The sequence below is a fragment of the Dyella ginsengisoli genome (assembly GCF_044904665.1).
GTDB classification, from domain to species: Bacteria; Pseudomonadota; Gammaproteobacteria; order Xanthomonadales; family Rhodanobacteraceae; genus Dyella_A; species Dyella_A ginsengisoli.
On record NZ_JADIKM010000001.1, the window covers coordinates 718,345 to 743,237 of the forward strand.

General features: G+C 66.0%; 19 protein-coding genes and 1 tRNA gene. 11 read left to right on the plus strand and 9 right to left on the minus strand.

Annotated features, from left to right (window positions below):
- The first annotated feature begins 34 nt into the window (after positions 1 to 34).
- The 4 genes from ISP17_RS03275 (at position 35) to ISP17_RS03290 (ending at position 5,651) form a co-directional block, all read left to right on the plus strand.
- A complete protein-coding gene (locus ISP17_RS03275; RefSeq protein WP_404630081.1) occupies positions 35 to 1,459 on the plus strand; it encodes an asparagine synthase-related protein in 1,425 nt (474 codons plus the stop codon).
- 178 nt (positions 1,460 to 1,637) lie between these two features.
- A complete protein-coding gene (locus ISP17_RS03280; RefSeq protein ID WP_404630082.1) occupies positions 1,638 to 3,128 on the plus strand; it encodes an asparagine synthase-related protein in 1,491 nt (496 codons plus the stop codon).
- Positions 3,125 to 4,300, plus strand: a complete 1,176-nt coding sequence (locus ISP17_RS03285) for a right-handed parallel beta-helix repeat-containing protein (protein ID WP_404630083.1) — start codon at positions 3,125 to 3,127, stop codon at positions 4,298 to 4,300. The genes ISP17_RS03280 and ISP17_RS03285 overlap by 4 nt, the downstream gene beginning before the upstream one ends.
- A gap of 151 nt (positions 4,301 to 4,451) precedes the next feature.
- Entirely contained in the window at positions 4,452 to 5,651 is a 1,200-nt protein-coding gene (locus tag ISP17_RS03290) for a glycosyltransferase family 4 protein (RefSeq protein ID WP_404630084.1), read from the plus strand.
- A 121-nt stretch (positions 5,652 to 5,772) separates the two neighbouring features.
- On the opposite strand, the gene ISP17_RS03295 is transcribed toward ISP17_RS03290, so the two are convergent.
- A complete protein-coding gene (locus tag ISP17_RS03295; protein WP_404630085.1) occupies positions 5,773 to 6,879 on the minus strand; it encodes a glycosyltransferase in 1,107 nt (368 codons plus the stop codon).
- A 165-nt stretch (positions 6,880 to 7,044) separates the two neighbouring features.
- Positions 7,045 to 8,016: a glycosyltransferase family 2 protein gene (locus ISP17_RS03300; RefSeq protein ID WP_404630086.1), complete on the minus strand. Its 972-nt coding sequence runs from the start codon at positions 8,014 to 8,016 to the stop codon at positions 7,045 to 7,047.
- Between the two features lie 638 nt (positions 8,017 to 8,654).
- Between ISP17_RS03300 and ISP17_RS03305 the strand changes: the two genes are divergently transcribed.
- Positions 8,655 to 9,713: a right-handed parallel beta-helix repeat-containing protein gene (locus tag ISP17_RS03305; protein ID WP_404630087.1), complete on the plus strand. Its 1,059-nt coding sequence runs from the start codon at positions 8,655 to 8,657 to the stop codon at positions 9,711 to 9,713.
- Positions 9,714 to 10,075: 362 nt separating this feature from the next.
- Positions 10,076 to 11,170 (plus strand): right-handed parallel beta-helix repeat-containing protein, encoded by a 1,095-nt coding sequence (locus ISP17_RS03310; RefSeq protein ID WP_404630088.1) that lies wholly within the window; start codon positions 10,076 to 10,078, stop codon positions 11,168 to 11,170.
- Between the two features lie 36 nt (positions 11,171 to 11,206).
- On the opposite strand, the gene ISP17_RS03315 is transcribed toward ISP17_RS03310, so the two are convergent.
- From ISP17_RS03315 to ISP17_RS03335, 5 genes are all read right to left on the minus strand, one after another.
- Entirely contained in the window at positions 11,207 to 12,256 is a 1,050-nt protein-coding gene (locus ISP17_RS03315) for an IS630 family transposase (protein ID WP_404630089.1), read from the minus strand.
- Positions 12,257 to 12,452: 196 nt separating this feature from the next.
- Positions 12,453 to 13,637 carry an MraY family glycosyltransferase gene (locus ISP17_RS03320; RefSeq protein WP_404630090.1) on the minus strand — a complete coding sequence of 395 codons (1,185 nt, stop codon included), beginning with the start codon at positions 13,635 to 13,637 and terminating at the stop codon, positions 12,453 to 12,455.
- Between the two features lie 428 nt (positions 13,638 to 14,065).
- Positions 14,066 to 15,883, minus strand: a complete 1,818-nt coding sequence (locus tag ISP17_RS03325) for an SLC13 family permease (RefSeq protein ID WP_404631411.1) — start codon at positions 15,881 to 15,883, stop codon at positions 14,066 to 14,068.
- A gap of 197 nt (positions 15,884 to 16,080) precedes the next feature.
- A complete protein-coding gene (trmB, locus tag ISP17_RS03330; RefSeq protein ID WP_404630091.1) occupies positions 16,081 to 16,809 on the minus strand; it encodes a tRNA (guanosine(46)-N7)-methyltransferase TrmB in 729 nt (242 codons plus the stop codon).
- A gap of 114 nt (positions 16,810 to 16,923) precedes the next feature.
- Positions 16,924 to 19,242 (minus strand): DUF6600 domain-containing protein, encoded by a 2,319-nt coding sequence (locus ISP17_RS03335; RefSeq protein WP_404630092.1) that lies wholly within the window; start codon positions 19,240 to 19,242, stop codon positions 16,924 to 16,926.
- Between the two features lie 235 nt (positions 19,243 to 19,477).
- On the opposite strand from ISP17_RS03335, the gene ISP17_RS03340 reads away from it, so the two are divergent.
- The 4 genes from ISP17_RS03340 to ISP17_RS03355 all read left to right on the plus strand — a co-directional run bounded on the left by ISP17_RS03340 (position 19,478) and on the right by ISP17_RS03355 (position 22,714).
- Positions 19,478 to 19,551, plus strand: a tRNA-Gly gene (locus ISP17_RS03340).
- Between the two features lie 103 nt (positions 19,552 to 19,654).
- The gene (locus ISP17_RS03345) at positions 19,655 to 21,220 is read left to right on the plus strand and encodes a site-specific integrase (RefSeq protein WP_404630093.1); all 1,566 of its coding nucleotides are present in this window, start codon (positions 19,655 to 19,657) and stop codon (positions 21,218 to 21,220) included.
- Positions 21,221 to 21,361: 141 nt separating this feature from the next.
- Positions 21,362 to 21,598: a hypothetical protein gene (locus tag ISP17_RS03350; protein WP_404630094.1), complete on the plus strand. Its 237-nt coding sequence runs from the start codon at positions 21,362 to 21,364 to the stop codon at positions 21,596 to 21,598.
- A gap of 393 nt (positions 21,599 to 21,991) precedes the next feature.
- A complete protein-coding gene (locus tag ISP17_RS03355) occupies positions 21,992 to 22,714 on the plus strand; it encodes a hypothetical protein (RefSeq protein ID WP_404630095.1) in 723 nt (240 codons plus the stop codon).
- A 4-nt stretch (positions 22,715 to 22,718) separates the two neighbouring features.
- Here the strand turns inward: ISP17_RS03355 and ISP17_RS03360 are convergent, their stop codons facing one another.
- A complete protein-coding gene (locus tag ISP17_RS03360) occupies positions 22,719 to 23,588 on the minus strand; it encodes an ImmA/IrrE family metallo-endopeptidase (RefSeq protein ID WP_404630096.1) in 870 nt (289 codons plus the stop codon).
- The gene (locus ISP17_RS03365; RefSeq protein ID WP_404630097.1) at positions 23,589 to 23,909 is read right to left on the minus strand and encodes a helix-turn-helix domain-containing protein; all 321 of its coding nucleotides are present in this window, start codon (positions 23,907 to 23,909) and stop codon (positions 23,589 to 23,591) included.
- 710 nt (positions 23,910 to 24,619) lie between these two features.
- On the opposite strand from ISP17_RS03365, the gene ISP17_RS03370 reads away from it, so the two are divergent.
- Positions 24,620 to 24,790 carry a hypothetical protein gene (locus ISP17_RS03370; protein ID WP_404630098.1) on the plus strand — a complete coding sequence of 57 codons (171 nt, stop codon included), beginning with the start codon at positions 24,620 to 24,622 and terminating at the stop codon, positions 24,788 to 24,790.
- Positions 24,791 to 24,893 lie beyond the last annotated feature (103 nt).

The window sequence follows — 24,893 nt, forward strand, 5'->3', positions numbered from 1 at the left end:
GGTGAGTGAGCGGATACCGCCGCCGGATGCCGCCATGCCAGGCCCGATCCAGCTCATGGCCGCGGCTGATGGACGCCGCATCGATTTCTCGCCGCTGCGGGATCGACCGCGCAGTGCCGCCATCGACCTGGTGTCCATGGCCGATCTCCTGCGCAACGCCTTCGTCTATCCACCGCACTCGATCTACAGCGACGTCAAGATAGCGATCTCCGGCTTCGAGCCGGGCCAGGATCTCCACGCGCAACCGCGCTTCCATTTCCCTTACCAGTCCTCGGCGGCGCCGGCGCGGCCGGACATGGCGCACGCCGACTGCCCTTTGCTGGTGGAGCGCTATCACCGGCTGCTGTGCGAGGCGGTGACCCGCGCCAGCGCGGACATGCGTACGCCGTGGCTGCTGCAGAGCGGGGGCAAGGATTCCACCTCGATGGCGATGGCACTGGCCGAGGCCCGTCCCGACGCGACGTGCGTGACCTACCTGGGCGGCCGCGAGGAGAACGAGGTGGACTCGGCGCGCTTCGTCGCGCGCCAGCTCGGGCTGCGTCACGAGACGCTGGTGTGCGAGCCGGGCCGCGCGTACGACCGCTATCTGGCGATGGTGCCGCAGATGCCGCTGCTCACTGCCGACTTCGCCATGTTGTCCTACGCCGACCTGGTGACCGAGATCGCCGGCAGCGGCGGCGATGGCGTGCTCGATGCACTCGGCTCCGATCCCTATTTCGGCCTGCCGCTGCGCTGGCCGCAGCTGCTGCGGGTAGTGCTGGCACGGCGATTGTGCCTGCCCGAAGGGGTGCTTCATTCGTCCCTGGTCAGCCGCAATTTCCCGCTCTCTTACGCGCTTGGCTCGCTGCAGATGGACCGCTTCGAGCGGTCCTTCCCGGGGTCGCGCTTTACCGATCGCGAAGTGGATGAACTGCTCTGCCTGCCGGTGGCGGGTGCATCCCGGCAGCGCCTGGAGACGTTCCGCGCAGACATTGCCGCAGCGCCCACGCTGGAGGCCCAGCGCCGCGTGGCGGCGACCATCGTGGAAGCGGCCACCTTCGGCAAGGGCATGTATACCGCCGACGCGGCGGGCCTGCGGCTGGGCTATCCGTATTGCGACACCGTGCTGCGCGAATGGATCTTCCACGAGGTTCCCGACCGCCTGCTGATCGGCCCGGGTGGGGTCAACAAGGTGCTGGTGCGACAGCATATCGCCCGGCAGTTCCGGCAGCTGCCCTACGTGAGGGCCAAGGGCTCGTTCCGTTTCGACGTCTGCGGACTCGCCGGGCGCTTCGATCAGGTGCACGACTTTGCGCTGCAGGCGCGGGCGCTGATGCCCGGCGCGCCCGCCTGGCTGGAACGACACCGCCACCAGCTGGGCAACAAGTACTTCGCATCCAAGTTCTACCTGCTGGCAGTGATGCTGCCGTGGCTGCTGAGCCGCATCGGTTCGGCCGAAACCCCTGCGCACGCGCGCTGACCGGGAGGAGGGACATGCACGTAACAGCTTCCAGCGACATGGCTCGGCGCATACCCGGGGTTTGCACGGCCGGTCGGTTGCGGTACGGCGAACAAGTGCTGCGGGCAGCGCGTGCATCGCAGGAGCCCGACAAGGGCCGCATGCCCACGGTGGCGGCGTGGCGAAACAGGAAGCGCACATGAGATCTCACGATTACCTCGCACAGACGCAGCGCGACGGGCCGACTGGCACGGCGCCGCAGCGCATACAGATCAATGCATCCCCGCATGCGGGTGAGGCGGATTTTTCTGCCGTGCACGGCGTGTCCGGACAGGTGGAGAACCTCGATCCGGTATCGATCGCCGATCTGCTGCGCAACGCGTTTGTCTATCCGCCGCATTCGATTTTCCGCAACGTGAAGCTGGCGACCACCGGCTTCTCGCCGCAGCAGAACCTGCATGACGAGCCGGCGTTTCACTTCGAGCGGCAATCGGCGGCGGTCACGCGGCCATCCGCCGACGTGGTCGACGACGAGCAGCTGATCGACACCTACCATCGCCTGCTCGGCCAGGCGGTGGTGCGCTCCACGGCGGGCATGCGCTCGCCGTACCTGCTGCAGAGCGGGGGCAAGGATTCCACGTCGCTGGCGATCGCGATGTCCGAAGTCGCGCGGCACACCACCTGCATCACCTACCTGGGCGGGCAGGAAGAGAACGAGGTGGACTCGGCGCGGCGGATCGCGCAGAAGCTCGGCCTGCGGCACGAGTCGCTGACCTGCGAGCCCGGGCGCGCCTACGACCGCTATCTCGCGCTGGTGCCGCGCATGCCGCTGCTCACGGGAGACTTCGCGCTGCTTTCCTACTGCGATCTCGCCACCGACATCGCCCAGGGCGGCGGCGACGGCATCATCGATGGCCTGGGCTCGGACCCTTACTTCGGCGTGCCTCCCAACGGCAAGCAGAAGCTGCTCGGCTCGCTGGCGCGGCGGGTGCGATTGCCGGCCGCGCTGCTGCGCATGCCCGTGCTGCGCGACAGCTTCCGGATGTCGTACGTGCTGGGAACGCTGCAGATGGACCCCTTCGAGCGCTTCTATCCGGGCTCGCGCTTCACCGACGCGGAAGTGGATCAACTGCTGGGCCATCCGCTGTCCTGGCTGTCCCGCCAGCGGCTGGAAACCTTCCGTGCCGACATCGATGCGGCCAGCACGCCCGAGGCGCAGCGCCGCATCTCGGCCACCATTCTGGAGCCGGCGCTGTTTGCCAAGGGCATGTACGTGGCCAGCGCACTCGATCTGCGCGTGGTTTACCCGTACTGCGATGGCCCGCTGTGCGACTGGGTGTTCCGCGAGGTGCCGGACGAGCAGCTGATCGGTCCCGGCGGGGTCAACAAGGTGCTGGTGCGCAAGCACATCGCGCGCCGCTTCGGCACATTGCCCTACGTGGCGGCCAAGGGCTCGTTCCGCTTCGACATCTGCGGCCTGGCGCGCGAACGGTTCGATCAGGTGTGGACGATGGCCGGCCAGACGCGTGCGCTGGTGCCGGGTGCCCCCGCGTGGCTGGAGCGCTATCGCCACCAGTTCGACAACAAATATTTCGCCTCCAAGTTCTACCTGCTGGCGATCCTCCTGCCGTGGCTGCTGCATCGGTTCGATGGAGCCAGGGCGGAGGCGGATGGCGGTGACTCGGCATGACCGGGCCGGCGCTGAGGAATGCGGTGTGCGCGCCCCGACGGGAATTCCTGCGGCAGGCCTGCGCGCTGGCGCTGCCGGCGTTCTTGCTGACGCGCGTGGCCAGTGCGACGGTGCTGCCGGCCGCGCTTGCATCCGCGGTGCCGTCCACGCCGATGCCGTCGGTCGACGTCCGCCGCCACGGCGCCGTGGGCGATGGAGTGCACGATGACACCGCGGCATTCCAGGCAGCGATCGATGCACTGCCGGCATCGGGCGGCATCGTGAGCGTGCCGTCCGGACGCTACCTGATCGACGCCGCGCGCTCGGTGCGCCTGCGCTCGCACACGCAACTCGTGATGGATGCGGACGCACAGCTGCTCGCCATGCCCAACGCGCTCAAGCGCTATGCGGTGATCCTGATCCGCGACGTGGACGGTGCAAGCATTCGCGGCGGGCGCATCGTGGGCGAACGGGCGGCGCATATGGGCAGCGAGGGCGAGTGGGGCCACGGCATTGCGGTGAGCGGCGCACGCGGCGTGAGCATTCGCGATGTCGACGTCTCGGCGTGCTGGGGCGACGGTATCTGCATCGGCACGATCTTCGCCCGCGGCCGCGCCATCAAGGTGGCGAGCGACATCGTGATCGAGCGGGTCACCTGCCGTGGCAATCGCCGACAGGGACTTTCCATTACCTCGTCACGGCGGGTCACCGTGCGCGACTGCCAGTTCAGCGGCACCGGCGGCACGCTCCCCGGATGTGGCATCGATGTGGAGCCCGGCACCCTGAAGATGGGTACCGAGGACGTGTCGATCTCCCGCTGCACCATCACCGGCAACCAGGGCAGCGGCATCCAGCTGGCGGGCGCGAACATCACGCGACTGCGGCTGGAGCAGTGCGAGATCCGCGACAACCACGGCTACGGCGTGCTGATCGGCGGCGCGCATCAGGTGGTCCTGGCCGGCAACACGATTGCCGACAACGGCCTGAGCGGAGCGATGCTGCGCAGGGACGTGCGCTCGTGCCTCGTTGCGGGCAACACGTTCAGCCGCAACGGCACGCGTTACCTGCACGAAGCGATCAAGCAGGCGATGCAGACGCTTGCCGGCGAGCGGGTGCCGCGCGGCACGCGTGACCTCAAGGTGGACGACGGCGCGCAGGCGACGGTTCTGCAAGACAACCGCTACCTGCGGTAGCGGCAGGTCCCTGCGCGTGCGCGGGGTGAATGGCTGTGCCGGCAAACCGCCGAGCGCAACGGGCGACTGTTGCCGATTGGTTCGATCGGCCCTGGCGACGCAGACGCTCGGGGCGATGCCGGCAAGGAACCCGCAGTACCACGGAGCGCCCATGAAATTCGTCCTGTTCGCCAATACCGACTGGTACCTCTACAACTTCCGCCTCTCCACGGCGCTGCGCCTGAAGGCCGACGGCCACGAGGTGGTGATGCTCTCGCCGCCGGGCGCGTTCGGCGCGCGCTTCGCTTCACATGGTCTGCGCTGGGTAACCCTGCCGATGGACCGTGCCAGCCTCAACCCGCTGCGTGAGGCGGCCACGTGGTGGCACCTTGCCCGCCTCCTGCGTCGGGAGCGGCCCGACCTGCTGCACAGCTTCACGGTGAAGTGCGCCATCTACGGTGCGCTGGCCGCCCGCGTGGCTCGCGTGCCGGCGGTGGTCAACGCGGTGGCGGGCATGGGTTACGTGTTCACCAGCGACGGCGCCAAGGCGCGCGCGCTGCGACCGCTGGTCAAGCTGCTCCTGCGCATGACGCTGGGCCACCGACGCTCGCTGCTGATCCTGCAGAATCCCGACGACGCCGCGGCGTTCTCCGATGCGCGCCTGATCGCCCCGGAGCGGGTCCGCATGATCCGCAGCTCGGGCGTCGACACGAGCCGCTTTCGTCCGGCCGATCCGGCCGCTACCACAGGTGGCCGCCTGCGCGTGCTGCTGGCGGCGCGACTGCTGTGGGAGAAGGGCATCCAGGAGTTTGTCGACGCGGCGGAGCATCTGCGCGCGCAGGGCCGGGACGTGGAGTTTGTGCTCGCCGGCACACCCGATCCGGGCAATCCGCGCTCGGCCACCCAGGCTGACGCGCAAGGGTGGAACGATGCCGGCCTGGTGACCTGGCTGGGCCACGTCGACGACATGCCGTCACTGCTGCGCACGGTGCACGTGATGGTGTTGCCGAGCTACTACCGCGAGGGCGTGCCCAAGAGCCTGATCGAGGCGGCCGCCTGCGGCCTGGCGATCATCACGACGGATCTTCCCGGCTGCCGCGAGGTGGTGACCGAGCACGGCAGCGACGGCCTGCGAGTGGCGCCGCGCGATGCGCTCGCGCTCGCGCAGCGCATCGGCATGCTGGACGACGATCGCGCATTGCTGGAGCGACTGGGGCGATGCGCCCGGCAGCGGGCGCTGAGCGACTTCGACGAGCGGCTGGTCATCCAGCGGACGGTGGATGTCTACGGTGAGCTGCTGTCCAGTGCGGATCGGCAGCGGCAGCACGCGCTGCGCGCCGCCAAATATCCGCCCAAGCCGCTCATCCGCTGACGGCGGGCCCTGCACCGGCGAGGCTGCCCGCTTCGCCGGGGAGGCGGGCGACCGTGTCCGGCGCGCTCCCCCGGTGGAACGGATCGCCGCGGCCGGGAACACCCGCCCGTGGCCGCCGCGCTTACGCGGAGGGCAGCGACGGCGACTGGTAGAGCGCCAGCCACTTCTTTGCGGCGGTATCGAGCGAATACAGCCGCTCGATGCGTTGGCGCGCCTGCTGCGCCATCACGGCGGTCACGGCGGGGCGCAATGCCAGCGCGTGCAGGATGGCCGCCGCCAGCTGTTCGGGATCGCGTGGCGGAACCAGCAGGCCGGCATCGCCCACCACTTCGCGCACGCCGCCGCAATCGGTGGCCACCACCACTCTCCCGCAGGCCATCGCCTCGGCTACCACCAGCCCGAATCCCTCCGATTCCGACGACAGCACGAACACGTCGCAGGCCGACATCAACTCGGGCACATCGTGGCGGACGCCGAGGAACCGCACGTCATCGACCAGGCCGAGCGAGCGCACCAGAGCTTCCAGCTCCGCGCGCAGGGGGCCTTCGCCCGCGATCGCCAGCACCACGCCGGGGACTTGGCCCTTCACCTGTGCAAAGGCGCGGATCAGGTTGGGGTAGTCCTTCAGCGCATGCAGCCGGCCCACCGCCAGCAGCAGCTTGCGATCGGTGCAGCCCAGCGCCCGGCGCTCTTGTACGCGCGCCTTCGGCAGAAAGTGGAACTTCGCTACGTCGATGCCGTTGTGCATGGTGACCATGCGGCCGGGTTTCACCGCGCCCTGGGCGACGAAGGCGGCCACGGCCTCGTCAGACACGTTGGTGGAAATATCCACCAGCCAGTCGGTGAGCCGATACGCCCACATGCGCATGCGCCCGCCGCCTTCGTTCATGTTGTGCGCGCTGCTCACCAGTCGGGGCATGGGCAGCGTGAGACGCAGCAGTCGGGCAAACAGGCTGGCATGCACCAGGTGGCTGTTCACCAGGTCGGGACGAAACGCCTTGAGCGATCGACGCACCGATCTCAGCGCGATGAGCAGGCTGAGCGGCGAACGGTTCATGCCCATCCCCAGCACCGTGACGTCAGGATGGCGCGGTACCACCTCGGCGGTGCCGGTCAGATGCACCAGCAGTACCGCGTGGCCGAGCGATGCGAAGCGATCGGCAAGGTCGACCACCAGGCGCTCGGCTCCCGCCACGCCGAGGCTGGTGATGACCAGTGCAATGCGCATTACCGGGCGAGCGCCGGTGCGTGGATCACGACGAGCATGGTATCCCTGCAGCAGCATCTGTCTGGCTATTCTGGAACGCCGATATGGGTGGGATTCGTGAAGTCATGCGTGCCGGGACAGTGGATATTTGCGCGTGTCCTGCTTGCCGCGCCTGATGGAGCTCGATCAGGTTTCCAGGTGGAGGCGGTCGTTCCAGTTCATGAGCCATCCGACGGGTGCAAACCAGCCGGGTATGGCCGGCCGGCCATCTCCGCCCGCGTGGCGGGAGCGGGCGTGGAACCGGTAGCGCCACCAGTTGGCGGCGGCGCGCGCGCGGATCGTCCAGCGCGCGCCGGATCGGTAGATGGCCGTGTAGACGTCCATGGCGCCCAGCGGGGCGTGGACACGCAAGCTGCGGGAGCGAGCGGTAAGGCCGCCCTCCTGATAAAAGCCGTCGACCCAGGCCCGGTCCAGGAAATGGACCTCATGGCTGGCATCCAGGGCGTGCCAAAGCCAGCTCTCCGCCATGAAGCGTTCACCGGCATGCTCCGGGAACGGATGTGCCAGCAGGGCAGTGCGGCGGATGACTTCGACCGTATCGAAGCCGCGCTGCGCGGAAATCCATTCGGCATGCGAGCCCGGGTTTCTCGGTACCCGGAAATGGGGCTGCCCCTGCCTAATGGCAGGAAAACGCCGCAGGCCACGCAGCACGCCCACGTGGTCGCGCGGATGCCAATGACCGAGCGTGCGCAGGATATCCGCCAGTGCTCCCGCACCCAGCAGGTCGTCACTGTCGACAATGAGCACCCACTCGCCTCGCGCTGCACGTGCTGCATGATTGATCGCGCGGTGCTTGCCGCCGTTCGGCACCCGTAGATGGCGCACCAGATCCGGGCGTTCCTCGGCGAAGGCCGCCAGGTGGGCAGGGGTGTCGTCCGATGAGCCGTCGTCGATCACCAGCCACTCCACCGGAGTGCCGGGATGGGCCTGCTGCGCGATGGAGCGAAACAGGCGGGTCAACAGCGCTGCGCGGTTGTAGGTCGGCGTGAAGATGGTCAGGGCAATTCGCCCCTCGAGACCCGGTGCGGCGCCATGCGCCGGGTCCGCCTTGTACTGCAGGTGACCGTGTGGCGAGCCCTCCGGCGGTGCCGACTTCATGGCCATCAGTTCCTCGCATGCCGCAAGACGTGCACTGTTGCCTGCAATGAGATGCCTCTACTTGCGCCATATCAACAAAACGATCGGCGACAGGCGGTGAACGTGGTGCGAGTGAAGCCGAACCTGGGCGGTTTTCGCACCGTCTGGCAGCGGCAGGCAAACCTGGTCACCGGTGACTCGGGCGGTGCCTTGGGCGTGGCTGTCCCGACGCCGGTCAGCGGGTTGTGCCGACCGCTTCGCTGCCCCGCGGGTGATGTCACGGCCCTCCCGTTCATGTACGGCGCCTTTTTCACAGGCCACTCACACCCCGATTCAGGTTCCTTGACGCCTTTGCGCACAAGGCCTCGCGGCGTTTCACTTTCGATATGGAGGTGCGCGATTCAGGCAGGCCCGGACCGATGCACCTACGGTGGCGCGGGTCGCCTTCCGCCGGATGTCCTTGTATCCGTGCGTGTTTCGGTTCGCGCCGTGGAGGTGGCGCCTTCCCTCAACCATCCCAAAGGTTTCTCGTGATCTTTCAAAAAAAATCCCGTACTCCCTCATCCGCTGTTGTTCTTCGTTCTGTCCGGGCCGATGCCCGCGCCTCCCGCCATCCCCGCAAGTTCCTTGCACTCGCTCTTTCTTCCCTGGCTCTCTCCGTGGTCGCGCTGCCGGCGTCGGCGAGCTGGTGGACTTCTTCGCCGACGCTGACGATCGGCGCCACGTCGATCAACGTGCGCAATGCCGGCGCACTTGGCAACGGCGTCCATGACGACACCGCCGCCTTCCAGGCCGCCATCAATTCGCTGCCCAGCAGTGGCGGAACCATCACGGTGCCAGCCGGCACCTACCGCATCAACGCGCTGAAATCGATCAACATGCGCTCGCACACGCGCCTGAAGCTGGACCCTCTCGCGCAGCTGGTGGCCATTCCGAACAACCAGACGCGCTCCTACGTGATCAAGGCGTGGCGCGTGAACAACGTCGAGATCGTCGGCGGCAGCATCGTGGGTGAACGCGCACGCCATATCGGCACCACCGGCGAATGGGGCATGGGCGTGGACATCCGCGCCTCGAGCAAGGTCTTCGTGCACAACACGAAGGTGACCAATTGCTGGGGTGACGGTTTCTATATCGGCGCGATCGGACCCAGTGGCTCGGCCACGCCATCCACCGACGTGACCATCAGCCACGTGATCTCCAGCAACAACCGCCGACAGGGCTTGTCGTTCGGGCCGGTGCAGCGCGTCTACATCCTTGCCAGCACCTTCGCCAATACCAATGGCACGGCCCCCCAGGCCGGTATCGACGTGGAACCTTCGACCCAAGGCAAGTCGACCGACATCCGCATCGAAGGGAGCTCGCTGACCGGCAATCAGGGCAATGGCCTGGAGGTGCACGCGCACGTGGCCGGTCTTGCGGTGGTATCGAGCACGCTCAAGGGCAACCGCGGTTTCGGCGTGCTGAGCGTGGATGGCGCCAGCAGCTCGCTGTCGAAGAACGTGATCACGCAGAACGGACTCGATGGCGTGGGCATGACGGCCACCAGCAACAACTGGCAGATCATCGGCAACACCATCACCTACAACAGCACACGCTGGTTCCTGGCCCACAACAAGTCGATCTTCACGTTGACCAGCAGCAATCGGGACGTCCAGATTTCCAGCACGACCCGGAATATCTACCTCGCCTCCAACACCCTCTCGCCCAAGCCGTAAGGGCCGAGGGCACTCGCTCGACCAGCCTCTCCCGGCACTCGCCCGGGAGAGGCTGCGAGCGGGGCGAATACGCTGGAAAAGGCCGCGCGAAGCGGCCGTTTCGGCGCTCAAATCACTACCGTTTTAAGCGTAACAAATTCAGCAAAATCAGTTACATAGGAACTTTTTAGAGCGTGCGTTTGCGCACGTTTCGTGAAGGCTGCGTTGAGGCAAGGTGAAGGTGTGTCATCCCTTTACCCTGTCCCAGAGGCTCCTGCATGAACCGTACGTCGCTTGATTTCGCCGCCCCCGGCTCCGTTTCCCTCCGCTCCGCCACCCCGACCCCCCACGCCCGCCGTGAACGCACTGCGCGGCCACGTCGGATGCTTGCTGCCGGCTTGGCGCTCGCCCTTGGCGTGGTGGCCGTGCCGGCCAGTGCCGCCACCTGGTGGACGGCCACGCCCACGATGACGATTGGCTCGGCCAGCGTGAACGTGCGCAATGCCGGTGCGCTGGGTAACGGCGTGCATAACGACACCGCCGCGTTCCAGGCCGCGATCAACTCGCTGCCCTCCACCGGCGGTACCGTGACCGTGCCGGCCGGCCGCTACATGATCGACGCCGTGACTTCGGTCAAGCTGCGCTCGCACGTGCGGCTGAAGCTGGATCCGTTGGCGCAGCTGGTCGCCATCCCCAACAGCAGCACGCGTTATTACGTGCTCAAGGCGTGGGGCGTGAGCGACGTGGAGATCACCGGCGGCCAGATCATCGGTGATCGCGTCAAGCACATCGGCACCACCGGCGAGTGGGGCATGGGCGTGGATATCCGCTCGTCGAGCAAGGTGTACGTGCACGACCTCAAGGTGTCCGACTGCTGGGGTGATGGTTTCTACATCGGTGCCACCGGCTCGGCGAGCACCGCCGTGCCCTCGACCGACATCACGGTCAGCCGGGTCACCTCCAACAACAATCGCCGGCAGGGCCTGTCGTTCGGTCCCGTGCAGCGGGTGTATGTGGTCAACAGCGCCTTCACCAACACCAACGGCACCGCGCCGCAGGACGGTATCGACATCGAACCGCAGACCCAGGGCATCTCCAAGGACATCCGTATTGAGGGCACCACGATTGCCGGCAACATGGGCAACGGCCTGGAACTGCAGCAAAACGTGACGGGGGTTGTGCTGAAGTCGAGCACCGTCAAGCAGAACCGCGGATTCGGCGTGTTGAGCGAAGGTGGAACCTACTCATGGATCGCCGCCAACCTGATCACCGAGAACGGGCTGGACGGCGTGGGCATGGTCGCCACCACGCACGATGTGAAGATCACCAGCAACACCATCACCTACAACAGCACGCGCTGGTTCTACGCCAACAACAAGTCGATCTACACGCTCACCAGCAGCACGCGAGACGTGCAGATCGGCAGCACCACCTACAATATCTACCTGGCCAACAACAAGCTCTCGCCCAAGCCGTGAGCACCGATGCCTGCGCACCACACCGGTGCGCAGGCATCACCCCGGGGTGTGGCGGCCAAGCCGTCGTGTATCCGGGGTGTCGCCGCAGTAACTCCATTTCACCAGCGCGGGACGCTGGTTGCAGTTGCGGATGGCGCGCATGATCCGCGTCTTGACCCCAAGCGGGCCGCGCGACGGCCCCAGGGCCACCAGTGCCAGTTCGATTTTCCCCAGGATCCGGTCCATCTGGCCGATCCAGGCGGAGTACGTGCCCGCCAGGTGGAGATGCACGTTGGGGTGGGCGTCAATCGTCTTGAGCAGATGACTGCGCCGGGTCGCCGTTGCGTTGTCAGCGACGACGTGGGTTTCCCGTCCCTCCGGGTACTGTGCCGCAATGCTGGCCACGAAGGCTGCCAGCTCAGCAGCGCCAGATCGCCGGGCACGTGTCGCGGTGTCAGCCGTACCTTGCTCCTGCAGTGCCCTGCGCAGAGCGAGCAGGCCAGGCCGTGGCTGGATCGATGAGACGCCCGGGCCAGCCGGCTCGTCGCGATCGGGCGCGGAGTCGGGGACGCGGAATATCGCCGCGTGCAGCGGGCGGTTCAGGTACAAACCCACGATATCGACGGCGCTGGCGTTGAACTCCGGCTCTGCCGGTCGCGGATGGTCCTCCAGTCGGTCGGGCTTGATGCCGTGCCTGGCCCAGATGCGTGCCACGGTCATGTGCGAAATCGAACCGCCCAGCTCGGCCGCGAGCTTGCGCGACGACCAGTAGCGCGAACCGTCTGCCGGAGTCTGCTCAAGTGTCTGTTTGAGTATCCGCCGCTCCAGCTTGTCGGTCAGCTTGTAGCGATCGCGCCCGGTGTGTCGCGCATACAGGCCGGCCAGGCGTTCGCTGGCGAAGCGCTTGCTCCAGCGTGCGATGAAGCTGTCGCTGCAGCCCATGCGCTGGCGGATCTGGGTCCAGCTGTAACCGTCGGCCAGCAGCAGCACGAGCCGGGCTCGCCGTGCCGCCGCCGAGCTGCCGTGGTCGGCCTGCGCCTGACGTTCAAGAGTGGTGCGTTCGGCGCGCGAGAGCGTCAGCATGGAGGTGAATGCGAGCTTCAGCATCGATGCACACTGGGATGTGCCGGGGGGCTGGCGCGGGTCGCGTTCATGCGGGCGGGCCATGGCCGGCTTGCCGCGCGGCCACCGCGTGCCCGGGCGATCCGCCCACCGGCCGCTGGCCACCCCATGCCTACCCGCCCCACGCCTGGCCGCCCCGCGCCCTGTGTGCGTCGACCGTGCCGCTGGCAGGTGGCTGAGGTCACGGCACGATCTTCCTCACCCGTGCGGCACGGGCCGCCGCGGCCGTGCGCGCATGCACCCGCTCGGGCTTCTGGCGACCGTCGGTGCGCAGTGGCCGGCTGCGGACGGCCTCGGTCGTGCCGATCGGGAGTGTCGCCTCGGACGTCACGCTTCCGGCCACGCGGGCTTGCTGATAACGCCGCACGCTTCGGTGCGTTGCGATGTAGATGACGGCCACGGCGCCGAACGACAGCAGGTTGCTGCCCGGGGTCAGCTGACGGGTCTGCGCGCCAATGCATGCGAACACGATCGCCAGCGTCACCAGCACGGCGAGGGCGCCGCGCGGCCCGATCCCCGCATCGAGCAGCAGATGGTGGATATGCCCGCGATCGGGTTTGAACGGCGAGCGGCGCTCGCCGAGGCGGCGGATCATCACCGCCAGGGTGTCCAGCACCGGCAGCGCCACGCACCAGAGCACGTCCACGGTGGTGAGGGATGCGTCGGTTTGCTGGCTCAGCCGGATCAGCGTCCACGCCAGCAGGTATCCCAGCACCACGCTGCCGGCGTCGCCGAGGAACACCTTGCGCCCGACCAGGCCCAGGTTGGCGGCCAGATACGGCAGCAGCGCGGCGCTGAGCAGCAGCAGCAGGCCAATGCTCGACCATTGCGAAAGGCCCTGGTACGCCGCGATGGCGCCCACCGCGACCAGTGCCAGCATGCCGGCCAATCCATCGATGCCGTCCATCATGTTGAACGCGTTGAGCAGTCCGATCACGGCGATCACGGTGAATGGAATGCCCAGGACCCCCAGCTCCAACTCGACGCCGAACAGGTGGCCCAGCGTATGGATGTGGGTGCCGGTGGCGATGGCTACCGCCAGCACCGCGCAGGCCTGAACCAGCAGCCTCGCGCGCACGCTCAGGTCGAAGCGGTCGTCCAGCGCACCGACCAGCATCAGCAATGCGGCCGTGGCCAGCACGGCGCAGGTAAAGAGATCGCTCTGGCCATAGACGCAGGCACCGAAGAGCAGTCCGGTGAACACCGCAATCCCGCCGATCAGGGGGATGTTGCCTATGTGCTTCTTGCGGTCGTTCGGTCGATCGATCAATCCGAGCGCCGGCGCGTGGCGGTAAGTGATGAGGAGGGTTGCCGCGCACAGCACGAGGGCGGTTGCGCAGGAGAAGAGGATCCTGAAATCCAGCATGGCCGGTGCATCCTGATCGACGAGGTGCTGCGGACCTGGGTCGTGGCCGCATGCCCTCCTGACCGCCTTGCGGCGACCAGTAAATCGAACGTTGGGCCCCCCTAAGCCCGCTTGTTCCCCACAAGCCGGAACTGGGCGGGAGCTTTAACTTCAGGTGGTGACTGCCGAGTGCATTTGACGTCAAATTCTGTGATACACGTCACAGAAATCATGTCGCTTTATGAGTTACACGCTGGTGCACTTGCGTGCCGATGCCGACGCTGTCGGTTGGCTCGCTGGCGAGCGTGGGCACACGCATGCAACGCCGTGCGGGCGAGGCCGCGCGACGTAGGCAGGTCGGCTTGTGAGAGCCTGGCGGCTCCCCTCATTCAAGGGTCCGGCCGAGCGTGCACCATGCGCGTCCGGCAGGCCGGCGCATGTGATCTGCGTCAGCGGAACATCAGGTTGATCACCAGCATGGTGACCAGCAGCACGGCCAGTGTGAGCGGCACGCCGACGCGCAGGAAATCCTTGCCGCGATAGCCGCCCGGTCCGGCCACCATCATCAGCGCCGGATGGCCGGAGCTGAGCAGGAAGGTGTTGGACGAGGACACCGCCACGATCAGCGCATAGGCAGACGGATTGCCGCCGGTGGCCACCGCCACGCTGATCGCGATGGGCACCATCATCACCGTCGCGCCCACGTTGGACATCACCTGCGAGAACAGCAGCGTGAGGATCGCCAGCGACAGCTGCAGCACCCATGGCGCCGCATGGCCGAGGTAGGCCAGCACTTCCTGCGCCAGCCAGGCGGCGGTGCCGGTGGCATCCATCGACCAGCCCAGCGGGATGAGACATGCGGTGACGAAGATCGTCTTCCAGTTGATCGCCTTGTACGCCTCATCCATGTTGAGCACGCCGGTGAGCAGCATGCCGATGGCGCCGGTCATCATCGCCACCGAGAGGTCGAGGTTGGTGAACAGCGCCAGGCCCTTGGCCAGCAGGAAGAAGCCCACCGCGTGCCAGATCTTGCCGGGGCGCTGCTCCTCCTTTGGGATGTCGGTGACCACCACCAGATCCTTGTCCTCGGTGGTCTGCGCCAGCTCGCGCCAGCTCGAGTGCAGCACCAGGGTGTCGCCGGCGCGCAGGCTGATGCCGCGCACGTCGTCGCGCAGCACTTGGTCGCCGCGGTTCACCGCCAGCACCGAAATGCCGTAGCGCTTGCGCAGGCGCAGCTCGCCGATGGTCTGCTTGATGAAGCGCGAGCTGGGCGGGATCACCGCCTCGGAGATGCCGGCGCGGGTCGGATTGAACAGCTCGGCCAGCTGACGCATGCGCGGCGACAGCTTGCACAGCTGGTTGTTGGCGAACTGCGCCAGCTGTTCGCGCGGACCGAGCACGCCCAGCACCGAGCCGACCCAGATCACCTGGTCCACCGGCGGCGCCATGCGCGCGTCGTTGCCGCTCTTGATCGCCAGGATCAGCGGCGCCTCGCGCAGCTGCTCGACCTCGCCGATGCTCATGCCGACCAGCGGACTCTCCGCGGTGACGGTGAGCTCGGCGGTCTCGCCGACGATGCCGTAGGTATCGGCGAAGTAGCTCTCGGTGCGGCCGGGCGTCACCTTCAACCGTTCGTCCTCACGCTCCGGCAGCAGCTTGCGCGTGAAGAAATAGAAGAACGCCACGCCCAGCAGGGCCAGTGCCAGGCCCACCGGCGTCACACTGAACAGGCCGAACTTCGGGATCGTGTGCGCGCCGGGCGGCAGGTTGTTGTTGGCGCTGGCGATCAGGTCGTTGAGGATGATCAGCGGCGAGTTGGCGATCAGCGTGGTGTTGGTCGCGGTGAGGATGCAGAACGCCATCGGCAGCAGCAGGCGCGAGATCGGGACGCCGGTGCGTGCGGACAGGCGGCTGATCACGGGGATCATCAGCGCCGCGAGCGCCTGGCTGGGGATCACCGCGCTGAACAGGCTGGTGACCGCGTTGATCACCACCCCCAGGCGCGATTCCACGCCGCGCGCCATGCGCATCACGAAGTTGGCGGTGAGCGCGAGCACGCCGGCGCGGTCCAGCCCTGCGCCCATGATCATGATCGCGATGATCGCGATCACCGCGTTGCCGGCGAAGCCGTTGAACACGCGGTCGGACGGGATCAGGCCGGTCAGGCCGATCACCACCACCACCAGCAGCGCCACCATGTCGGCGCGGATCCACTCGAGCACCAGCATGAGCATGGTGAAGCCGACCAGGGCCAGCACCAGGATCATTTCGGGAGTGAGGGTCAGGCCCAAGGGGGAAGCTCTCGCCGGGATGGGGTTCGCACGCCGTCAGCACACCGGGCCAGGCCGCACGATTGCGTGCGGTGGTGCGAAACAAGCCTCACGCGGCGCCCCGTCCCTCTGTCGAGCGGCAGTATATGCGGGCGCGCATGACCGCTGGTGAATCCATTCGTCGAAAGCGTCTTTTAGCGCCGGCGATAGAGCAGGTCCCACACGCCGTGGCCGAGCTTGAGTCCGCGCCGCTCGAAGTGGGTCTCGATGCGCCAGTCCGGCTTGTCGGCACAGGCACCGGGTGCCACCGCATTGCGCCAGTCCGGTGCCGCCTCCATCACCTCGAGCATGTGCTCGGCGTAGGGTTGCCAGTCGGTGGCGAGATGCAGCAGGCCATCCGGCGCCATCCGCGAGGCGAGCAGGGCGACGAAGTCCGACTGCACGATGCGGCGCTTGTTGTGGCGCTTCTTGTGCCACGGGTCGGGAAACCAGATGCGCGCCTCGGCCAGCGTGCCCGGCGCGATCTCGTGCTCCAGCACCTCGACCGCGTCGTGCTTGTAGATGCGCACGTTGCTGGCGTCGCGCGCGGCCAGCGCGTTCATCAGCCGACCCACGCCGGGGCCGTGCACTTCCACGCCGATGAAGTCGCGTGTGGCGTCGTGCTCACTCGCCCACGCCAGCGCCTCGCCGTTGCCGAAGCCGATCTCCAGCACCCGCGGCGCACGGCGGCCGAACGCGACGTCGAAGTCGCGCGGCTCGCCACGGTAGTCCAGGCCATAGCGCGACCAGTGCGCGTCGAACGCGCGCTGCTGTGCCGGCGTCATGCGCCCCTCGCGCAGCACGAAGCTGCGGATGCGGCGCAGGTAGGTCGGGCTGTCGGCCTCCGCGGCGGGGGCGTCGTCGTGGTCGGGGTGGTCGATCATCGGGGAGTCCGGGGGCATGGGCGGCGCAGCGAGGCGGCGCGCCCGAAAAAGTCGGCCGGCATGTCTCGCGACATGCCGGCCGCATGGCAAGGCCATCCATTGTATCGCCGGGGGTCAGCGATGTTGGAACCGCGTGGCGCCCGGATTGGCGTTGTCATCCGTCTTGCGTGGCGCCACGCGGCGCGGTTCGCTTTGCGCCTGCGGGGCCGCCTGCGGTGCCGCTCGCGGGGCGGGAGCCTCGAAGCGGCGCGGCATCGGCTGTGGCGCGGGCATCGCCTCGCGCGGCGCCTGCACCATCGGGCGCGCGGCCGGCGCCATCGGCGCCTGACGCGATTCGAAGCGCGGCTCGAAGCGCCGCTCCATGGCCGGCTCGCTGGATCGCGGGCTGGGTGCACGCACGACCTGCGGCTCGCCCTGCGGGGCGCGCCAGGCGGGCGCGGCCCGGTTCTCGGCCGGGATGAAGCGCGGCGTGGCCGGCAAGGTGGCGGGGCGCGGCCCTTCGCGCGGCCCGGCATAGCGGTAGCTAGGCGTCGGTGTCGGGGCCGGCGTTGCGGCCGGAAGCTGTCCGGCGCGGACGAATCGCGGTACCGACGGCAGCGTGCCGCCGCGTGCGGGCGGTGCATTCGACTCGTCCGGACCGGATCGGCCGTGCACGAATCGCGAGGACGGCATCGCCAATGCACGCTCCCGCGGCGCCGAGTCCGGGCGGCCGCGCGCCTGCGGGAACCGGCTGGCATCGGCCGTCGCGGGCCCGGCCTCGACGCGCCGCGCGGGCATGGCGCCGGCTTCGTCCGGCATCTGCCGGCCGCGGACGAATCGCGAGGACGGCATCACCATCGTGCGCTCCGGCAGCGCCGCGTCAGGACGGCCGCGTGCCATGGGGAAGCGGTTGGCCAGATCGCCGGACGGCGTGGCGTTGTCGCCGCGCGGAGCGTTCGCGCGATTCGCCACGGCAGGCGGCGCACGATGGCTCACCACCGGTCGATCGAAGCGCCCTTCCGGCGCCGCCCGCCCGCGCTCCGTGCGCGCGCCGGCATAGCTGGCGCGCACCGGTGTCACCTGCACGCCGTGGCCGAGGACGGGCGCGGTGCGCAGGTGTTCCGGATCGATGCGCAGCCGATGGCCTTCCACCTGCCGCGCCTGCACGAAGGCGTCGCGCGATACTGCGGTGATGCCGTGCGGCGCGTGGCGGTTGGCATAGTGCTCGTCCGGATCGCGGCCCTCGCGATAGCGGCGATAGCGCTCGTTGAAGTAGCGCTCGAAGCCGTCGCGGTCGTCGTGGTGACGATCCCAGCGCAGGTTGTGGCGATTGACGCGGCGGTAGTAGTCGGCGCTCACGTGATACCAGGGGTTGTAGAAGTCGCCCGGTCCCAGCGGGAACCAGCCGATCGGCGCGCCGGCGCCCACGGAAACGCTCCAGCCGCTGCCGCCGACGAAAGCCACCAGCGCCGGTGCGTACACCGCGCGCAGCTCGCGCGGCCCCGGAATCCAGCCCCAGCGGCCGCCCACGTTGATCCAGCGGCCGTAGTGGTAGGGCGCGAAACCCCACGGTGCATCGTCGATCCAGGTCCAGCCCCACGGCGCCACGTAGGCCCAGTGGCCGTCGCGGTAGGGCGCCCAGTCGCTGGCCACATAGGCGGGGTACCAGACCTGGCCGTAGGAGTCGTCGCTCTGCCAGCGACCGTAGTGGTCGAGGTCCTCGTAGCCGATGACGTCTTCGGAGACGTACTGGCGGCTGCCGGCGCGGGCGTAGCGCTCGTCGCGGTCGGCACACCACAGGTCGAACGCATCCTGCGATCCTGCGTACGACTCGGCGACCTGCGCCAGCGAGCTGTCGTCGAAACGGTACCGGTGTCCGCCGATCACCCGCCGGCTGGCGTCGTTTTCACCGTAGACCGTGGCCTGGCCGTCCAGCGCGGTGATCTCGGTGGTGCCGGTGCGGTCGTCCACATCGATGCGGAACACACCGGGCGAGCTCACCACCACCGCCACGTTGGGCGTATCGACCTCGTAACTCTCGTCCTGACCGAGCGAGCGCACCGACAGGTTGAGCGTGCCGCGAGTGAGTTCCAGCTGGGCCAGCCGGTCATCCAGCTGCAGCACACCCACGTCGGTGTCGCGATCCAGCCGCAGGCTGGCGTGGTCCAGCTCCAGTTCGGCGCGCGCGTTGCCCGCCGCGGTGAGGCGGTCGCCGCGGGTGAGCGGGCGGTTCACCGAGGCCTCGCTCCAGTCGCTGGCGCCTGCCGGCAGGAAGCCAACGTCGCCGGCCAGGTAAGCCAGGCGCGCGACGCGGTCGGGCGGGTCGCCGGACGACGTGTCTGCCGATGCGGACTGCGCGTGGCCGACGCTGGCGGCCAGTGCAAGCGCCACCAACGCGCCGAACCGCGGCCAGAGCCGCTTGCTGGTGAATCGGGAAATCCAGGACTGACGCATGACTTCCTCCATGGAAGCGGCGGCCCGGGCGATCGGGTCATCTCGTGAAAACGTCTCGCCGTCGGTCGGGATGACCGCGGCCGCATTATGGGCATGCGAACGGCGCGTACACCTTTTCTGCACGGCGTGATCGCGCGTGGGATTCAGCCGCCCGCCATCTGCGGTTTAGCCGGCGTTGGGCGGCGGGCTTGTGCTTCCCTCACGCGCGACGGGCGGGTTACCATCTGCCGCCGACGCGGGTGTAGCTCAATGGTAGAGCTGTAGCTTCCCAAGCTACTGACGAGGGTTCGATTCCCTTCACCCGCTCCAGCTTTTCTTCCATCAAGCGCAACTGGCTTGATGTGCAAAGGGATTTCGGCCTGCTGGCGACAACCAAAACGACCTCTCTGGGTATCGTTTTGGGTATCGTTTCATGCCAAAGCCGTTGTTTCTGACCCGGCCTTCCGGGCTCTACGTTCGCTTCCTCGTACCTCACGACATGCGAAGCCGAGTCGGCTCGAGTTTCGTCGTGCGCCGCCTTCATCTGCCGCTTGGTGACCGCGCCAGACTCACGGCGGCATGGATGGGTGTGGCACTCTCGGAGGCGTTTGAGCTTGTGCGACAGGGGGTCGCGGTGGATATCAAGAAGGTCGTAGACGACGTCCAAAGCGGCAAGGCCCGCGACATCCTGTTGCGCAAGGTGGAATTGCCCAATGGGGTGGTGCTGAGCGACGTCCAGGTCGACACGGAAGAGGACCAGCGCCAGCTCCAAGAGATCATGCGCTACGCCGCCGAGGACTCCGCGCGCGTAAGGGCAGTCCCACCCAAGCCCAAGGTCAAACCCGAAGAACGTCTGTCGACCCTGATGGAAACCCATCTGGCGGATCTGACGCGGGCAGACCGTGACGCCAAGACCGTGCTTGAAAGCCGGCACACCTTGAACCTGTTCATTGGCGTGGTGGGTGACCTCGCCGCGCACGAGCTCTATGGCAGTCACTGCCGAGCGTTCTTTGATGCGGTCAAACATTGGCCGAGGCATGCCAGCGTGCGGCCGGAGTTCTCCGGGCTCTCAGTCAAGCAGGTGCTCGCCAAGGCCAAAAGCTTGAATGAGCCGGCCCTGTCGCAACCTACGCTCAACAAGCACCGCCAGCGCCTGTCGGTGTTCTTGAACTGGCTTTTGAACAACAAGCACATCAACAGCAATCCGCTGGTTGGTGTGGTGAGCGTCAAAAAGCGGGATGCGGAAGAAGAGACGGGGAGGCCCTTCACGCAAGCCGAGCTCGACGCCATCTTCGAACCGAAGGCCTTCAAAGCGTGGGCCGAAAAGCTGCCCCATCGCTGGTGGGTGCCGATGTTGGGGCTGTTCTCCGGCGCCCGCGTCAACGAGCTGAGTCAGCTCTACTTGGACGACATCGAAACCATCTCGGATGTGCCGGGCTTTCACATCAACCGGCGTTTCGAGGGGCAGAAGATCAAGAACACGGCTTCTCGGCGGTTTGTGCCGCTTGCCCAGCCCCTTTTGGACGCGGGCTTTCTCGACTACGTCGCGGAGGTCAAGAAGGCTGGGCATCAGCGATTGTTCCCCCATCTGCCGAACAACGATGGCAACGGGTTCGGCAAGCAGATGAGCAAGCAGTTCGCGGCGTACATCAAGAAGCGCGGCGTGACGGACGATGGCATGGGGATGCATGCGTTCCGGCATACCTTGGCTACGCGGTTGGACCGCGCGGGCGTCTCCGAGAGCGCCATTGCCCGCATCACGGGCCACACGCCAAGCGGCGGTATCTTGCCGAAGTTCTACATCGACCCACCGACCTTGGCTGAGCGTGTGGCTGTACTCGCCAAGTTCGAACCGGGCGTGTCGTTGCCGAACTACACGAAGGACAAGTTCGAAGACGCGTTGAAGGAAGCCCACGAACTGCCCGCGAAGTGGGTAGCCGAGAAGAGCTGGCGAGAGCGCCGGGCGAAGAAGGCACCCTTCAAGGCAGCTTCGAAGTGACGTTCTACGGGCGCACCCATGAGCACCTGCCACTCATGCATCGTGTAACCCGGGAGTGACCCCGCCCGTGTGGCGGTAAGGCCAGGTAGGCGGCAATAGCCGAACATCGAGAGCGGACGCTCTTTCATCGGAGGAATAGTCATGTCAGACCAAGACATCGCACGATGCGTGACCGACCATCAGGGAGGCGAGGTGGAAGCGGTGCACGGCCCGTTCGGGCTTTGCGGCGCTCAGGCGTGGGAGCTGCGCGTGTTCTTGGAAGACGAAGAAGAGTACGGCGTGCGGTATGTCGTCGAAGCAGGCGGTGGCGGTCTTCGATATCTGGATGGATTCCAGACCCTGTGTGAATGGGTCACGGGGCACTGCAAGTCGTCGTAGAAATCTGGCCGATATGACGATGCCTCATCGCGGCGCCGGTGGTGTCAGATCTAAGGAGGGTAGATGTGGCGAAGATCAGCTGGAATCCGCGCGGCGGCGGTAGCTCCGAAGCGCCTGTGGTGTGGGGATGTACGGTGCTCATGCGAGAGGACGGCTCTTTCGAGACCGATTCCAAGGGTGAGACCGGTCATCTCATGCTGACAGCAGCGATCGAGGCGCTCAGACGCCTCGATACACTCAGGCGCGAACCCGCGTATGACTTTGGGCGTGGCGCCCCAGACGAGTTGGCCGAGCCCCCACCCCTTACGGAGGGGCCTAAGCGCACTCGGCGAAGCAAGTAGGCTAAGCCCCAGGTGTGATGTAGATTGCAGGAATCTCAGACAGGGAAGTCTCATGAAAAGCAGCGAATTGCGAGGGGTTTCCACGCCGAAGCTTCGGGTGCTTCGCCCGGTGCTGGAAGCTTGGATCGAAGCGGTGCATCGATACCGTAAGTTGCAAGGTCACGATGACGCGCCTTGGTGGTTCAATGAGCGCGCGTCGCTAAGCACCTTGGCAGGTGCGGTATGGACGTTGCCCAACTGGGCCACGCTCGAGGAATACGCGACGACCAAAAAGGGCGTGATGCCGGAGGACAAGGTCGACGAAGGTGGCCCCTCGCCAGAACGTAACGGCCGGTGTGATTTGCTGATTCTTGGGAAGTCTACGAACTTCGCCGTTGAAGCCAAGCAAGCATGGCAGTCGATCGGCTCACGAAGCAGTGGCGTCGCGAATATCCACAAGGCCATGCGCATGGCCTGGCATGACGCGGGCGATCTTCACCTGGATGAGGGCGAGCACCGGCTTGCGGCTACGTTCGTCGTGCCCTACGTCCCGAAAAAGGATGTCGTGGGAAGTCATCCGCATGAAGTGGTGCAACGCTGGTTGAAATCGAAGCCTTTCAATATCGATAGACGTTCCCCTGCCGCCCTTGCATACCTGTTTCCGAAGGATGTGGAGAACCTCGGGGCCAAAGATGAAGATAAGGGGGGCTACTTTCCGGGCGTTGTGCTCGTCATCGAGCATCGCCAGCGCGGGAACCGCTTCACATCAAAGCGCAAAGCTGGCGACGGATCTTGACTCGTTAGTGCTCTTGCCAGGGTGCCCACGCCTTGGCTGACCTGGGCAGGAGCAGCAGGGTGAGCGTGGAATCGTACTGGTCAGCGCGCAGCTTAAATTCCCGAACGTGAAAGCGCTCCTCCGCCTTCGGAAACCAGACGTTGGAGCCGATTGCTCGGCCAGTCTTTTCCTGTTCGATCCGATCATCAGCAGCCAAGGACTGAGCTGGGAGCGGTATCGGCGGTCGGTTCCGGGTCTGGAAGTAAGCGCCTGCGCGCATAGCGGGCTGGCTGGACCATGCCCAATCGATGAAGCCGTCTCGCGACATCACGAACACCGCCGACTCTTCGGTGTGTTCAAGCCACTTGAGGATGCTGGCCGTCAGTGAGACGCCGTACCGGTCAGCGCAGTGGCTGAACAGGTCGAGGTCGATAGGTGCTGTTCGAGTCTGGACGCGGTAGTCATCCAGTGGCATAAGCAAGTACGAGGCGAAGGTGTCAGATTCGGACTCGATGTTCTTCTCATCGGGAGACCAGTCGAGCATGTCGCCATCTGTGCACTGAAAAGCGTCACGCTCCATCCGATGAAGGATGTAATGGCCGAGCTCGTGAGCCTGAGTAAACCGAATGCGCCCAGAGGATGTGAGTGCTTCGTTGTACAGAAGCATCCACTTGGTCCGATCCTCGTTCGGGAATAGAGCGCCCTCGAACCGGTCGATGTCGGCTGACTTCACCTCCGTAATGGGGTCTGACCACGAAAAGAGGTTCGCGGCCTCGCGGGCGAGCATCATCACATCCACAGGAAAGCGCTGGGCGCCGTGATACTCGGCGAAGACATTGAGCTGGGTCGTAAGCCGAAAGGCTGCTCGCGTTGGCGTCCATGCCTCTGAGCTCATCTATGACTTCCTGAACGTGTCGAGGATGCGGCGAAGCTGTTCTTTCTCGGTCGAGCCGAGCTTTTGATAGTTCCGGAAAAACGCTTCGTCCACGTGGTTCTGTCCGGGGAGAGTGGCGTCGGCATCGAGCAGGTAGGCCATGGGAACCCCGAGCTCGATAGCCAGTTTGTCGAGTATCTCGGCAGACGGCTTCGCTTGTGGTCTGTTTTCGAGCTCCCACAGATAGCTCTTGCTGATCCCGACGGTCTCCGCGAGGCCGTCGAGCGTCAGCTTCTTTTCCTTCCGCAACGTGCGGAGCTTCTCCCCCAGGCTTTTCGCCATAACACACTCTTTATTTGACGGCAAGCACCCGTAGTACAACTATACCGAATTTTTTCGTTGACAACAGAGAACCTGTTCGCGACACTCTGCCGCAGGAAGTTCGGTATGGGAGCACATTTATGCTTCCTGAGGAAGTAGGCATGAGGCCTTGGACTGTTGTAGCCTGTTGTACAGAAAGGATATTTCTTGTTGCCAGGAAGGCTGGCACTCTTGGTGAGGGAGTGCTAGTCTGAACGGCAGAAAAAAGGCCCGGCAGAAACTGCCAGGCCTCGTATCACAAGCTCTTTTACAGCGTAGCTCATCGACTGGTTGCAGCCAGTCGACAACAAAACCGCGCCGATACACATCCCTAGGCACGGTCTCTGGGTACTGCTGGAAACAGTCCGAGGAGTATCAAGCAAAATTTCTTGCCTTGTCAAATCGTGCTTGTCCTGGAGTTTGTGGTGGGGTGCCTGACGAAAGGACCAACGCCATGCCAAGCGCGGCCGCTGTTCCCAGTCGTCCGGGTTACAAGCTCATCTTCAGGGCGTTCATCACCTTGAAGAACGGCAAGAGGCTCTACGCCTCTTCCGTTGGGCTGAAAGCCTGGCCGATCTGGATTCCTGAGTAATCGGGAGCAGGGCGGGGGATGTCCCCCGCCCTGCACAGGAAGCCGCTGAGGTATGTGGTCCACACGCGACATCAACCTCATTGCTCAAAGGAGAGCAGAAATGGCAACAAATCCGCCCAAAGGTGATGGTCACCGCAACGGTGCCGTACGTGGTCGTTCCCAGACGCAGACGCCGTCTGGTCACTACGTGAAGCGCGACACCGAGACCGGCCGCTTCATGGACGTCAAGTCGGACATGAAGCCGTTCAAGGGGGTCCGCAAAGAGAAGTAAGGCGGCGTGGCGGGGCGGTTTAGCCCCGCTATTTCATCTTTGCTATGCGGCGGGCTGCGCCGTCCCTCGGAGAACAAGCTATGGCGTCTTACAAAAACGAAAA